This is a genomic window from Proteus vulgaris (assembly GCF_011045815.1).
In the GTDB taxonomy this organism is placed as follows: domain Bacteria; phylum Pseudomonadota; class Gammaproteobacteria; order Enterobacterales; family Enterobacteriaceae; genus Proteus; species Proteus vulgaris_B.
Genome location: NZ_CP047344.1, coordinates 3,558,713 through 3,573,617 on the forward strand (window position 1 = coordinate 3,558,713; position 14,905 = coordinate 3,573,617).

Below are 14,905 nucleotides of genomic sequence, written 5' to 3' on the forward strand. Positions count from 1 at the left end.
CGCGGGTTATTCTCTTTTCTACCTTGTTAGCTTTATTTTTATTAATAGTATTATTCTTAAAGTTCTTTTTAAATCAACGTTTAAATTCGATTGTTAAATTTAAATCTTTTGCCGGTTTTCCTGACTCATAACGCCATTTTTCCATAGCATGAATAGTCGATAAACCAAAAACATCCACTAAAGGGGAATCTAACATCCTAATATTTTGTACATATCCATTTTCATCAATATCAAATTTAATATTTAACGTTCCCTCAATACCTTGATAATACGCTCTTACAGGATAATTAGGATATACTCGCAATAAATTCTTAGGGCGATTTTTAACCGTGAAATTTGACTTATCTATTTCATTCTGAGTTATTTTCTCTGGTTCATCGATTAATTTTGCTTTCAATAACAAATTAGATTGCGCATCCGGCTGTATTGATTGAGTAGCACATCCATTTAATAAAATGGTGCTACAAAGTAAACTTAAAATAGCTAATTTTATTTTCATTTCCCTTTCCCTTTCCCTTTCCCTTTCCCTTTCCCTTTCCCTTTCCCAAAATAAGATTAAATTCAATAAAACCTCTAATAATCATTTTTATTCTCAAACATAATATTTAATTAAGAAAAACTGTGCAATCTATCAATCTTTCACCTTTTATTTAATATCAACACAAAATCACATTTTCAGCATAAAACCCCTCAATGCTTCTCTAACGTTCAATATTGGATATCACGATCTCAGTTTATTAAGCCCCGTTATTTACAATACCCCACAGTGATAATTGGAGGCCTGAATGAAAACTAAAAATAAAATCAATGTGCTAGAACTTATTTCGCCAGAGATGAAGCAAGTTATGCAATTTTATGCAGATAACCCACAACCTGCGCCAGACAATGAGGGCTATCCATCGATGCGCCTTGCTTATAATAAAGATAGGCGTTATTGGAATGCTGACGCACCAAAAATGTTTGACGTAAAAGATATTTCGGTTAGTACTTCTTATGGAAATGTATTAACGCGTCTTTATAAACCCAAAGAAAAAACACCCGCAACTCTCTATTATCTGCATGGTGGCGGGTTTATTTTAGGAAATTTAGATACCCACGATCGCATTATGCGACTGCTTGCCTGCTATACCAGTTGTACCGTTATTGGCATTGATTATTCACTGTCACCGGAAGCACGATATCCCCAAGCCATTGATGAATCCGCACAGGTTTGTCGGTATTATCATCAAAATGCAAAACACTACGATATTAATACTCAACGTATTGGTTTTGCTGGTGACTCCGCAGGTGCCATGTTATCGCTTGCCACTGTATTATGGTTACGTGACAAACACATTCACTGTGGCAAAGTGAGTGCGGCTTTACTTTGGTATGGGTTATATGGCTTACGTGATTCCACCAGTCGCCGCCTTTATGGTGGTGAATGGGATGGATTGCGCCAGCAAGATTTAGAAGAATATGACAATGCGTATTTAACCGCCCTTGGCAGTCGTGACGCACCTTACTATTGCTTATTTAATAACGACTTAACGCAAGATATTCCACCTTGCTTTATCGCCAGCGCACAATACGACCCACTTATAGATGATAGCGTGGCACTATTTAAAACCTTAGAAGCGCATCAATTACCTTGTGAATATAAAATGTATTCCGGCACATTACATGCCTTTTTACATTATTCACGTATGATGAAAGTGGCAGATGACGCCATTCGAGATGGCGCTCACTATTTTGTAAAACAACTCGCTTTGTAAAACAGTTAGCTTTATAAACAAGCAGCTTTTTAAAACTCAAGATTACGAAGAAACCGATAATCCGCAGACGCCTCTTTAAGTCGATACAGACTAGCGGGGCGCCCTCTTTCAGCCCGTTTTTCTCCTGTATCAATCAATAAATCCGCTTGTTCAATGCGTCGCCTAAATGATTTTTTCTGGATCTCTTTACCAATTAAAATTTCATGAACATGCTGTAACTCCGGCAAGGTAAACACTTCGGGTAATGCAAATCCGGGGACAATTGAATAAAGTGATTTTTGCTTTAAACGCTCTCTTGCTTGTGTAATTAATTCTTGATGATCAAAAGCTAAGCTTTGTTGTGTAACCTCATCAATTGGTAACCACATTACCGAATCCACGGTATCAATATGAGCCTCGCACGCTTGATGTGCCATTAACGCGGTATAACAAACCGTCACTGACCAACCTCTTGCATCACGCTGATCATTTCCCACTGAACAGAGTTGCTCAATATAAGGGGGGATCACACCTGTTTTCTCTTTTAATTTTCTTAGCACCGTATCTTCAAGGCATTTATCTTTCACTTCATCGACAAACCCGCCGGGTAAACCCCATTTCCCTTTTTCAGGATGTTCCCCTCTTTTCACTAACAACACTTTTAACTGCTCTTCATGATAAGTAAACAGTACAGCATCAACAGTGATCAGTGGCGATAGGAAATCACGGCGGTTATAACTGGCTAAAAAATCTTGTTCATTCATGGCGTAAACTTTATTAGGAAATGATAAGGCTATTTTAAGGTTAAACAGCAGAAAATCAAATTTTGTCATAAAGACACTAAATCAGTTGACAACAATAGTGTCCATAAGACACAATGATGTTATTGTCATAAAGACACTTAATAAGGAAATACTATGTTTAACTTAAATTATTTTAAAGCTGACTCATCAACCTTCATCATTAAATCCGTTAATGGCAAAATCCGCCAACAAGGTAAAGGCTTGAGTTTTTGGTATAACTCAGCCACAACCTCCATTGCGGCCTTACCTTTAAATGCACAAGAAGCGCCATTTATTTTTAACTTTCAAACCGCAGACTTTCAGGGTTTACGCATCCAAGGACAAATTTCATTTCAGGTCAAAACCCCTGAAAAAGCGGCAGAAGTACTCAACTTTAACTTAAGTAAAAACGGCAAGTCTTATGCCTCTGAAGATCCACTCAAACTCAGTGATCGCGTTGTACGTATTGCACAAACCTTAATTCAAGCAAAGATCCAAAGTACCCCACTTAGAGAAGCGTTATTACTTAGCCAATCATTAGTGACCTTAGTGATGGAACAATTGATTGAACACTCATCATTAGAAGCATTAGGCATTGCCATTTTAGATGTTTCTATTGCGGCAATCACTCCCTCACCAGAAACCTTAAAAGCGTTAGAAGCCGAGGCAAGAGAATCCTTGCTGAAAGAAGCCGATGATGCAATTTATGCGCGTCGTAAATTCTCAGTTGAACAAGAGCGCACCATTAAAGAGGCAGAATTAGAAACTGACTTATCCGTTCAACGTAAACGACAAGAAATTGAAGAGGCGCGTTTAGAAAATGAACGTACATTATTACGAGAACAAGCAGAAATTGAAAAAGAGCGCCTTGAAGCCAAAGTTAATGCTGAAGCAAAACGCAAAGAACTCGTCGCATTAAGTGCTGAAAATCAGCGAACACAATCAGAAGCTGATGCCTACGCCATCGAAGCCACCATGCGTGCTTACCGTGAATTACCAGTTGAAAACTTAAAAGCCATGGCGCTAGCAAAAATGGACTCGCAACAGTTAATGGCAATGGCATTTGAAACTTTAGCGCTTAATTCAGGAAAAATAGGCGAACTGAATATTACTCCTGACTTATTTAGCCAATTTATGAAAAAAGGCGGTAAATAATGCAACGTAACAACGATTTTCGCTTCGTGTTAGTGATGAGAAAAAGCCGTTTACAGGAATTGATCGAGCGCTTTAATACTTGGTCACAAGCCAAGTTTTATTTAGAACATAACAATGTTGAGGTAAAGGATTACCTTAATGAACACAATCTATATCAAAAACAATTAACAGAAGCGGAGTTAATTTTAAAATCACTAGGACGCTTTCAGCTATTAGAACGAAATTTATTACCTAGCTATCAATTTTCACCCCACGATATTGTGGTGGTAATTGGCCAAGACGGGCTTGTAGCTAATACACTGAAATATCTCAACGGGCAGCCTATCATTGCAATAAACCCTGATCCATCAAGATGGGATGGTAAATTATTACCCTTTGAAATAGGGCAATTAAAAGAGACCGTGATTAATACCATTAATCAAAAAATGCCCTTTAAAACAGTCACTTTCGCACAAGTGACAACTAATGATGGTCAATCACTATTAGCCGTTAATGACTTATTTATTGGCCCTAAAAGTCACACCTCTGCACGGTATATTTTGCAATGGAGTGGCGCTCAAGAAGCACAATCCTCATCAGGCATCATTGTATCTACAGGATTGGGATCAACGGGGTGGTTTCAATCCATACTTGCAGGTGCAATGGCAATAACAGGAGAAGCTTCTCATCCTCTGTTACAAGGTTTTGACTGGGGTGTTCGAAAGCTACAATTTAGTGTCAGAGAGCCATTTCCTAGCAGAACAACAGGTGTCGCATTAACTTTTGGCACTATTGAGCCTGACTCACCGTTACAATTAGAATCTTTAATGCCAGAAAATGGGATTATTTTTTCTGATGGCATCGAAGATGACTATTTACAGTTTAATGCAGGCTGCATAGCGCATATTGGTATCGCTGATATACAAGGACAATTAATTAGCCCAAAAGGACGTCAGCGGATTTAGATTTATTGAGTGTTGTGTAACACTGTTTCAAGTCCTGAAATCATTACATCAAGGACAAATAAAAACGCAGCATCACCATTATCACTATCCATAATAGCAACAGCCTGAGTTAATAATGGCGGATAGTGAGTAGCATTGAGCTCTATTTTTTCACGCTCTTTTTGGCTTTCTTGATGCTCTTGAGTTTCAAGAACTGAACCTAACGTAAAATGTGCAATAGAACTCAACGCATACACGGCTTGAGATAAACTAAATCCGGCATCACATAAAAACTGTAATTGCTGTTCTGATGTTTCAAATTGGCTTTCAGACGGGCGAGTTCCTGCATGAATTTTGCCACCATCTCGATACATTAATAAGGCTTGGCGAAAGCTTTTTGCGTTATTTCGCAAAAAATCCTGCCATGTTTCATTAGGTAATGGCAAAACATGATGATGATGTTTTTGCAAAATAGTTTCTGCTAATGCATCTAACAACGCACGTTTATTCTTCACATGCCAATACAATGTGGGTTGTTCTACCCCTATTTTTTGCGCTAACTTGCGCGTTGTTAGGCCCTCAATTCCCACTTCATTAAGTAAAATCAACGCATTATCAATAACTTGTTCTTTATCTAGCTTTGCCATTATCTACCTCAAAATAAAATAGCCTTGACAATCTATCACTGATAGAGATATTTTACGCTCACTCTATCACTGATAGATTTTTTAGGATCTCAATGAATAAATCAATTATTATTATACTGCTGATCACCGTATTAGATGCCATTGGCATTGGGCTTATCATGCCAGTACTCCCTACGCTATTAAATGAATTTGTCAGTGAAAATTCACTTGCAACTCATTACGGTGTGCTATTAGCGCTCTATGCTACCATGCAGGTTATTTTTTCACCTATTTTAGGACGACTGTCTGATAAATACGGCAGAAAACCTATCTTGCTGTTTTCCCTTTTAGGTGCAGCGTTCGATTACCTCTTAATGGCATTCTCAACGACTCTGTGGATGCTCTACATTGGGCGTATTATTGCAGGTATCACTGGTGCAACCGGTGCTGTATGCGCATCAGCCATGAGTGATGTGACTCCTGCCAAAAATCGAACTCGCTATTTTGGTTTTTTAGGTGGTGCTTTCGGTGTTGGTCTTATTATTGGTCCAATGTTAGGAGGATTATTAGGTGAAATAACTACCCATACTCCATTTATATTTGCGGCTATTTCACACTCGATCTTATTGATACTCACATTACTGTTTTTTTGTGAAACACAAAAAAAAGAAACGCGAGTTACAAATACATGCACTCAAATATCATCAAACTCAATCACGGGATTTATTAAAAAAAGCCTCTATTTTTGGCTGGCAACCTATTTTATCATCCAACTTATCGGTCAAATTCCTGCCACAATTTGGGTGTTATTTACACAACACCGTTTTGATTGGAATACGACATCGGTCGGTATGTCTTTGGCTGTTCTGGGTATATTACATATTTTCTTTCAAGCGATTGTTGCTGGAAAACTAGCTCAGAAATGGGGCGAGAAAACCACCATTATGATCAGTATGTCTATTGATATGATAGGCTGTTTATTATTAGCGTGGGTTAGCCAAGTTTGGGTGATATTACCTGCATTAATCTGCTTAGCGGCAGGAGGTATGGGACAACCTGCTTTACAAGGCTATTTATCAAAATTTGTCGATAATAATGCACAAGGAAAACTACAAGGCATACTTGTCAGTTTAACTAATATCACAGGGATTATTGGCCCACTCTTATTTGCCTTTATTTATAGCTATAGCATCGCTTATTGGGATGGTTTGCTATGGTTGATGGGAGCAATACTTTATATCTTATTGCTTATCACTGCATATTTTCACCAAAGAAAAGCAACACCTAAAACCGTTATCTCAGCACCTTAATACTAAAATAACAAACATCATTAATTTAGCTATTAACTTTATTAAAAAATTCTATTTTTAGTTAATAATCTATCTTCATTATAATTACTATAATTTGTATAGGATTGCATAATAGAGCATTTTGATTACATAATCATCTTATGATGATTATTTTTAACCACGCCCCAAGTAATGACACAAATAATTTATTATTTTTTTTACTTTTCATTTACATTATTTTATCGTTAAATCAATAAAAACAAAATAATATTTTTATTGATTTAGTTTTATTCAAATAAGAATTATTTGTAAAAACCATTATATATTGTTTTAGATCAATATAGACCAGTCTTTTTTAGATGGGCAATAAAAAAAGTTCTAATTTTTTTATTCCTATTCTGTAATTTTTCGTATAAACCACCAAAACAAATCCAGAAAAGACACATTTCATTTAATTATTTCTTAATAAATAAACATATTAGTATAAAAAAGTGTATAAATGTAAAAAAATGTTTTTTTATATAACACTAACTAGTTATTAACATATAAAATTTCTTATTTGATCATCGAAGAAAACTCTCATTTAGAGTAAAAATACCCATCATTAGTTAAAATACGCTTATGGATTGTTTTTTTAGCATAAAACCCTATGAGATTAATCCTATCCAAATTAATATTTTTATTCGTAAAATCGTCCTTAAATCAAGTTTGTAGATAAACAAATAATCAGAAAAGAATGAACACTCTGACTTTTGATTCATAACTTCTTTTGCATATGAATTAATAGATATCAAAGAAAATAAATATTCACAAACTTCAAAATACGTTCCATTAGAAAAATATGTTTTATTTAAAATGAGTATATTTAAAGTTTATTTTAAATAAGCATTTAACTAATAAACAATCAAATACCTAAATAACTGAATATAGTTGAAAGCTCTCTGTTATTTAAAAATATTATGCTGTGAAAATAATCAATAAAGGATACTTCAATATGAAAAAACTGACATTAGCAGTCCTTGCAGTTGCTATTATGGGTGCGACGACTCTTGCTCAAGCTGATACTCGTAAAGCAAGCGCTGTTGCTTCATGGGATGCGAAAGCATACAAAGATACTAAAAGTATGTTAGTGGTTACACCATTAAAATCATTAACATTCAATTACGCTGAAGGTGTTAAAGCGTTTAATACTCAAGACGGTGCTTTTGACATCACTATCCAAGGTCAACAAGGTGCAACTGATTTTAAACTGACATCAAAAATCATCTCTGACAAATTAACGCGTGCATCTGACAATAGCGAATTAACTGTTGGTGTTAAATGGAATGGCACTGCATTAACTGACGCTACAGAAACCACAATGGTTGATGTTAAAGCGGGTACAACAGCAGGTCTTGATTTCTTAGCCCAAGATGGCGCTTACAACGGTAAAGAGCGTGTAAGTGGTCAAAGCCAATTCGCCTTCGATATCGCTTCCGCAAAAGTTGCTGGTGCTGAAACTAAATTCTCTGAGTTAGCTGATGGTTACTGGGATGGCGACGTTAAAGTTCAGTTTACTGCAACTTGGGAAGGCGACTTTACTGCTACACCATAGTCTATGATCCAAAAAATTGTCTTTTAATAATAAAGGATGAGCGAATTTTCGCTCTTCCTTCTAGGATCCATGATGAAAAAAATAATATTAGCCTGTTTGAGTCCTTTGATTTTTTATAGTCAATTTGCAGCAGCCATTCATGTCGGTGCTATTACCGAAACTATGCCCTCTGACCAAACTATTCTTGCCAAAGAAATTGAAAATAATGTCGATCAGGCTCGTTTAGTCGGATTATCTATTGAGCGCATTTCATCGCCCTTGGAAGATGGAAAAGTGCTCCCTTTAGTCAATAACGAGATTTTGATCTCACCAGCAAACTTAATTTTACCCGGCAAAACCAAAGAAAGTTTTAAAATTTTCTATAAAGGCCCTAGTGATAATCAAGAACGTTATTATCGCTTGGTGTGGCGTGACGATCCGGTGACTGAAACAGGATCAACGCAAAATGCAAAAGCCGCAACAGCAACGACATCTGCCATGATAAGCACCATTTTAGTGGTTGCTCCTCGCCAAGAAAAATTTGATTACCAATTTGATAAAGAAGCGCGCGTCGTGTTTAACACGGGGAATAGTTCATTTCGCACTGTCGCCACCGGTGATTGCATGCCAGATGCTGTAACAAAAAACGAAAATAACCGCTGTAGTGAACGCTACTACGTTATGCCAGGCCTTGGCGTCAAGTTAAAGCAAGTCGATGTTCAAAGTAAAAAAGCAACTGTCGGTATTTGGCATAACGACGATTTTATTATTGTAAATTAATTTTTAATTTCATAAGGATCTATTGTGCGCAAATCTGTGGTGGCACTAGGCATTGCTATGTTCCTATTGTCCGAGAATACATATAGCCAACCCGCTAATTTAAAGATAGGTAACTATATTATTCCTAGTGTCTTTGCCACAGCATTAGAAGAAGGTATGACGATCCCTGTCTATTTACGTTACGAGCGTTCTGAACAATCCGTTTTAGAAGAACAAAGCCGTAATAAAATTGCAGATGCGTTGGTAGTGCTTAAAGATAATAAAATTACCATTAGCTCCGTGACTCCTACACTTGATGAAGGTGAAACACAAACAGCTTCTATCAACGAACAGCTCGTTCAATCATTAAACGAACTTAAAGATAAGCCTTTTGATCAAAATAACAAGATAACGCTTTCCCCGGATGCGACACTTAATTTTGATTTAAGTACCTTTATCATGTCGTTAGATGTTAATGAGGCGGGTCTTGCCACGCAAGTCAAAGCACGTACGGAAATGTTAGGAAAATCAACTGTTGATAATATTTCCTCCGTCACCACCTATAATTTAGGTGTCTATAACAATCAAATGAAACAGCAAAAAGATAACACCAATAGCTATTTTTCAATCGATAGCATCTGGAGTTTTGCTGAAAACCATTTAAATCTCAGTGCCACCGCTTATGGCTTGGGTACCGCAGAGCAATCTTTCGATTTTTATCGTGCCATGTTTGAGCGTGATTTTAATGGTCGCCGTTTTGCTTTTGGTCTGTTAAATACTTGGAACTTACAATCTATTGCTTCGATGTCGGCGCTCAATAGCAGTAAAGTTTACGGGATTACTTACGGCAATAATTCCTCATCCAAGGTCAATCATTCACAGCTCTCTTTAACCCCGATCACCGTCTTTTTACCCAGTGCGGGTGAAGTACGTGTTTATCGTGATGGCAAGCTGTTAAGTATTCAAAACTTCCCTATGGGAAGTTTTGAAGTGGACACGGCGCCACTCCCTTTTGGGATTTATCAAGTCGAAGTCGAAGTGGTTATTGACGGTAAAGTTCATTCTAAACAAGCCCAAACAGTGAATAAAACCTTCAATATGCGAGGCGCGACATTAAATGAGTTTCGTTGGGAAATATTCTCAGGCTATGTCGATTATAAAAAACGGATTAAAAATAGAGACAATGGATATAAGACATCAAACTCTGATAATACTTGGCTTGTGGGTGGAGCAGGGACTGTTACTTTAGGTGTGTTTTCAGGGTTAAATTTACAAGCTTCAACCTATGCATTTGATGATTTAGCCGTACTTGAAACCAATGCAAACTTACAATTAAGTGAAAATATATCAACGAGTTGGCAATCTCTTTTTGCTAACGATGGCAGTGATCGCAATATCATTACTGCCTCTTATTCATTGCCCAAGGGGTTTGGCTCACTTTGGGTAAATAAAGAGAAAGGGAATATCAAAGATGATTTCCCAATGTATGACTCTGATAATTACTCTTTTGGTACCACCCTTAATTTGACTCAATTTTGGGAATATGCCGGATCATTTACCTATTCCTATACCAAAGATCTGCGCGATAAAAACAAATCGAATAACTTTGAATATTCCACCACTCTCTATAACGGACGTTACGGTAGCATGAGTTTGCGTACCGGTGTTCAACGTTATCACTACGATAACCAAAGCAGCACGAATGAAAAATACATCACACTGGACTTCTCATTACCGCTGGCAACATGGCTGAGTGCCGGCGTTTCATCCAGTAATGGGAATATGCGGGGTGAATTATCTGCATCGAAAAGCTTTGAAGATTCGGCTATTCGTCACGCAGGTTTATCCGTATCAACCTTATTGCATGATAAAGATGGTACTGACAGTGATTTTTCTGTCAGCGGTTACGGCTCGTTTGATACCAAATACAGCACGGGCACGTTAACCATGAGCCGCCCTAATAATGATCGTCTAAATACCACATTAACCGCCCGAGGTTCATTGGCCTATAGTGATATGAACTTCTCGGCCAGTGGTAAACAAGAAACATCTGGGGTGATCGTGAAAACCGGCATTGATGGTGAAGGACAAATTGCCGCCAACGTCAATGGCCAACGTTTTGTCTTATCGGGGAGTAATAACTTTATTCCACTTTCTCCTTACGCGGAATATAAGGTCGAATTACTGAATGATAAAAACAGCGAAGATAGCTTTGATATCGCCTCAGGCCGTGTGAAAAATGTGGTGCTTTATCCAGGCAACGTTGCAGTACATCAACCTGAATTAAAACAGATGGTGACCGTTTTTGGTCGAATGAAATCGCCTGATGGCACACTGTTAGCCAGTGCGCAGGTACGTAACCATATTGGTCGCACTCAAACCGACCACCAAGGCCAATTTGCAATGGATGTTGATAAACGCTACCCAGTCATTTCATTACAACAAGATGATAAACAGATTTGTGAGGCTGAATTAGATTTGTCCTCTGCTCGGGGTGTGCTGTGGGTGGGTGATGTGATTTGTGATCCGCAAACGACGTTGGTAAACCGGAATTAAAGGAAAGCATATAATGTTTAAACATTATCTCTTATTAATACTCGCCCTTTTTACTACATTCACCAGCAATGCAGTAACCTACACCAATGATATTGTTTTTATCGAAAACAATATTGATAACGAGTATTTTATTACACCTCAAAAAACAGACCCCCGTTTTAGTGGTGCTAACGTTTTTACCAAATACAGTAGTGACCAACTTAGTTTAGGTTACATGGGATATACTGGTGTAGTGCCAATCAATAATTACTTTGATATTTGGTTAGAAAACTCGCCAATTAAAATGCCATTTATTGGTAACCGTTGCTGGCGAACCTATAGAGATTGTCCTTCTGATGGCATGCAAAGACCTGAACAGGTTTTAAGTGATGGAATATATCGTGCCTATATGAATACTCATGGTGGTGAAGCAGGTATTCCTAGGGCGATATTCTCTGATTCATTTTATCAATATATGCAAACTTTACCGGTTAGTAGTATAGAAAATTTTAGTTATTTTTTCTGCTATACCAAGGAGAATTACAATCCAGCATTAGGTCAAACATGTCGCTCTGTAAACGGCCGAGTGTCTGAACAAAGTTTTGCGATCACTAAAAAAGGGCATATAAGGCTAAAATCAACCAATGCGTTACAAGAGATTTTTGTCGATAGTGAAGGCAACGCCGTATTAGGTCTTGGCTCTAAATTTTGTGAAATTGTCGGTGATAATGTGGTCTGTAAGATGGTCGATTATGAGCTCAACGGCGAAAGCTTAAATGTTATGAGACTGGCGATGAAAGTAGATACAACGACATTATCATTTACACCAAGTGCGGGTGATATTCTTCTTTCAGCAACGCCGACATCAAGAACCTATTATTATTCTTCACCAACAATTGCCTCTTATTTAGTCACGCCTGGTAATGGGGGCGTTTATGTCCATTTCACAAAAAACTTTTTCAAAAAATTAATTAGAAATAACGTTGATCTCTCTAAGAGCCAAGATTTATTTACCTTTAGTTTTACCAATACTGCCGTGCCTCAATCAGGCTTTTATGAATTTACCCCTTCTAATACGATAATTATCAAGCCTCGCGATTATGGGATCAGCATTATCTCTAAAGAATTAGTCAACAATCCTTATAGAGAAGGAAAAGTGGGTGATAAAGAGCCACCATTAACGTTTGACTATATCGTCACGACCAGCGCATTTCGCCAAGCTGATAAAATTACAGCCGCGGTTGAAGGGCCTAAAACAACAATCCGAGGTCAATCTTATTGCTTATTTAGCTCCAAAGATAAAAAAATGAATGTCCCCTTTTCAGCTTATCTGACGTATACCGACGCCAGTGGCTCAAAAGTTAAAAATCGGGCCGCTTGCGATAATGTGCCTATCTCCATTAAAGAAGCACTATGGACCCAGACCGCATGGCCTCATCCTTATCAGTTAGAGGGTTATTTTTATCGCACTGATTTACAACTGACTATTCCAATGAATGAAAGTACCTCACTTTTCTCAATGGAAGGTGAAGACTGGATTGGCGTGGTAGAAGCCCGTGGTTATGTCAATGTATTTGCTGAATGGTCAGGCACTGATATTCACTAACAGTCAGGCTAGTCGATCAGCGGGTATAAATTTAGTGTTTATACCCGTTTTACTTTTGAACCTATATTATGCGATCTAGATTAACGGTATTATAGTGTGGTTTATTACTGATTATTAAAAAGCGAATTAAAGAGATAGAATGAAAAAAATATTAAAATTTATCAGTACATTAGCATTATCAGCACTAACATTTTCAGCCCATGCCCTTTATGTAGGTTCTGAGGTTTTTACTCTTGAATCTGATAAAACCTTTTTCTCTCGCACTTATCTTAATAATACAGACAGAACGAATCTTTATAAAATTCATGTCTATAAAATCGAAAAACCGGGAGGTAAAGAAAAAGATGAAAAACAACTCCCTATAGATGATGGTGAAATACTTTATACACCTTTGCAAAAGGTATTATTACCTAATGAACATGAGTTTTTTAAATTATTTTATAAAGGTGTCAAAGACGATAAAGAGCGTTATTACCGTATTATTATTGAAGAAACACCTGTTAACTTAGTACCTTATCAAGAAAATAGTAAACAACCTTTAGTCGTTCCGACTGTCGGATTAAACACCGTGATGGTTATTCGTCCTCGTGAAATGAAATTCAGTTATGATCATAATAATGTTGCTGGCACCATCAAAAACACAGGCAATACTTATTTCCGTTTACTGCTAAATGATAAATGCGATTCTGACGAAGAAAATGCCAAGATATTACAGCTATTACCCGGTGAAAGTTACCAACATCCTTGGCTAAAGAAAGAGCATAAACAATTTATTATTGCCTTTGACCGTTATATTGGGTTAAAGAATAATTGCGCTGCAAACTAACCTTAATGCTGATGAAAAAAAATAAAGGTAGCCTAATAAGCTACCTTTTTTATTGTAAAACGAATCATTCTACCGACACCATTACCTTTCCTATTATTTCCTCTCATTTGAAAGAAAATGTAACTTTGTTAAATATATAATTTTTGTAAATACATAATTAATTAAATTAATTTATATCTTGTCATATTTATCATTTTTAACGTTTGACCAATAATCATAAAAAGACAATAGTAACAACATAGACTATTGATTATTAATAGTTTTACATTATTAACGATAAAGTTATTTTTATTACATTTTATTCCTATTTTTTTATGACGTTTTAAATAAACTATTTTTCAAATTTATACGATAATTTATCTAATGAGTCATCTTTTTTAGATGCTCATAATTTTATTTATAAATTCATGAAAAAAACTTTTTAGCCGATATTGCTATTAACGTCGATAATTTTTTAGGAATAAACCATGAAAAAATACCACGTACTACTAAGCTTATTACTGACAGCATTTACCACGACTGCAACTTATGCAAACAACGCAACTTCAATACAAACTGTTGCAAATTGGCATGCTACAGCAGTAAAGAAACCACAGAGTGAATTAGGTGTAACCCCTTTAAATGCCCTACATTTTGAAGTGACAGAAAATAACCACTTTAATACACAAAATGGGGCTTTTGATATCACCGTTAAAGATGCCGAAGGGGCAACAGACTTTAAATTGACTTCGAAAATTATTAGTAATGAACTTAAAAATGCGACTGATAATTCTGTATTAACAGTGAAAGCAAACTGGAACGGCAAAACATTATCAAATAATCAAGAAACCGTTATCCTTGATAATCAAAAAGGTATTCATCATGGACTGGTGGCTGAAAATAAAGAGTCAGAGAAAAGTGAGCTGAAAAGCCTTCAAAGTGCTTTTTTATTTAATATTATCAATGGCTCTCAAACTACCGCATCATTACCAGAAGGTTTATGGGAAGGCGCTTTACGTATTGAATTTACCAGTAAGTGGTCAGGCGATTTTGTAACACTCGCTGCAAGATAATTCAATCGATATACCTTAAAAGAAAAAATGCGAAAGAGCGCCTGTA

Annotated in this window: 13 protein-coding genes; 10 read left to right on the plus strand and 3 right to left on the minus strand. The window is 36.7% G+C overall.

Features of this window, described 5'->3' with window-relative positions; translation table 11 throughout:
- Positions 1-73 precede the first annotated feature (73 nt).
- The gene (locus tag GTH24_RS16800; RefSeq protein WP_164526737.1) at positions 74-499 is read right to left on the minus strand and encodes a TonB family protein; all 426 of its coding nucleotides are present in this window, start codon (positions 497-499) and stop codon (positions 74-76) included.
- A 286-nt stretch (positions 500-785) separates the two neighbouring features.
- On the opposite strand from GTH24_RS16800, the gene aes reads away from it, so the two are divergent.
- The gene (aes, locus tag GTH24_RS16805) at positions 786-1,754 is read left to right on the plus strand and encodes an acetyl esterase (protein ID WP_164526738.1); all 969 of its coding nucleotides are present in this window, start codon (positions 786-788) and stop codon (positions 1,752-1,754) included.
- Between the two features lie 29 nt (positions 1,755-1,783).
- Here aes and GTH24_RS16810 read toward each other — a convergent pair whose 3' ends face one another.
- Complete coding sequence (locus GTH24_RS16810; protein WP_164526945.1) at positions 1,784-2,497, minus strand: NUDIX hydrolase; 714 nt, start codon at positions 2,495-2,497, stop codon at positions 1,784-1,786.
- A 153-nt stretch (positions 2,498-2,650) separates the two neighbouring features.
- On the opposite strand from GTH24_RS16810, the gene GTH24_RS16815 reads away from it, so the two are divergent.
- A complete protein-coding gene (locus tag GTH24_RS16815) occupies positions 2,651-3,670 on the plus strand; it encodes an SPFH domain-containing protein (protein ID WP_072068980.1) in 1,020 nt (339 codons plus the stop codon).
- Entirely contained in the window at positions 3,670-4,614 is a 945-nt protein-coding gene (locus GTH24_RS16820) for a sugar kinase (protein ID WP_164526739.1), read from the plus strand. The genes GTH24_RS16815 and GTH24_RS16820 overlap by 1 nt, the downstream gene beginning before the upstream one ends.
- A gap of 2 nt (positions 4,615-4,616) precedes the next feature.
- Here GTH24_RS16820 and tetR(H) read toward each other — a convergent pair whose 3' ends face one another.
- Positions 4,617-5,240, minus strand: coding sequence for a tetracycline resistance transcriptional repressor TetR(H) (gene tetR(H), locus GTH24_RS16825; RefSeq protein WP_072068982.1), 624 nt, complete (start codon positions 5,238-5,240; stop codon positions 4,617-4,619).
- 92 nt (positions 5,241-5,332) lie between these two features.
- Between tetR(H) and tet(H-J) the strand changes: the two genes are divergently transcribed.
- The 7 genes from tet(H-J) (at position 5,333) to GTH24_RS16860 (ending at position 14,859) form a co-directional block, all read left to right on the plus strand.
- Positions 5,333-6,529 carry a Tet(H)/Tet(J) family tetracycline efflux MFS transporter gene (gene tet(H-J), locus GTH24_RS16830; protein ID WP_164526740.1) on the plus strand — a complete coding sequence of 399 codons (1,197 nt, stop codon included), beginning with the start codon at positions 5,333-5,335 and terminating at the stop codon, positions 6,527-6,529.
- Positions 6,530-7,502: 973 nt separating this feature from the next.
- Complete coding sequence (gene ecpA, locus GTH24_RS16835) at positions 7,503-8,102, plus strand: common pilus major fimbrillin subunit EcpA (protein ID WP_072068984.1); 600 nt, start codon at positions 7,503-7,505, stop codon at positions 8,100-8,102.
- A gap of 72 nt (positions 8,103-8,174) precedes the next feature.
- Entirely contained in the window at positions 8,175-8,861 is a 687-nt protein-coding gene (locus tag GTH24_RS16840; protein ID WP_072068985.1) for a hypothetical protein, read from the plus strand.
- A gap of 24 nt (positions 8,862-8,885) precedes the next feature.
- Entirely contained in the window at positions 8,886-11,396 is a 2,511-nt protein-coding gene (locus GTH24_RS16845; RefSeq protein WP_164526741.1) for a CS1-pili formation C-terminal domain-containing protein, read from the plus strand.
- Positions 11,397-11,409: 13 nt separating this feature from the next.
- Complete coding sequence (locus tag GTH24_RS16850; protein WP_072068987.1) at positions 11,410-12,981, plus strand: hypothetical protein; 1,572 nt, start codon at positions 11,410-11,412, stop codon at positions 12,979-12,981.
- 139 nt (positions 12,982-13,120) lie between these two features.
- Positions 13,121-13,807, plus strand: a complete 687-nt coding sequence (locus tag GTH24_RS16855; protein ID WP_072068988.1) for a hypothetical protein — start codon at positions 13,121-13,123, stop codon at positions 13,805-13,807.
- A gap of 467 nt (positions 13,808-14,274) precedes the next feature.
- Positions 14,275-14,859 carry a common pilus major fimbrillin subunit EcpA gene (locus GTH24_RS16860; RefSeq protein WP_072068989.1) on the plus strand — a complete coding sequence of 195 codons (585 nt, stop codon included), beginning with the start codon at positions 14,275-14,277 and terminating at the stop codon, positions 14,857-14,859.
- The last annotated feature ends 46 nt before the right edge of the window (positions 14,860-14,905 follow it).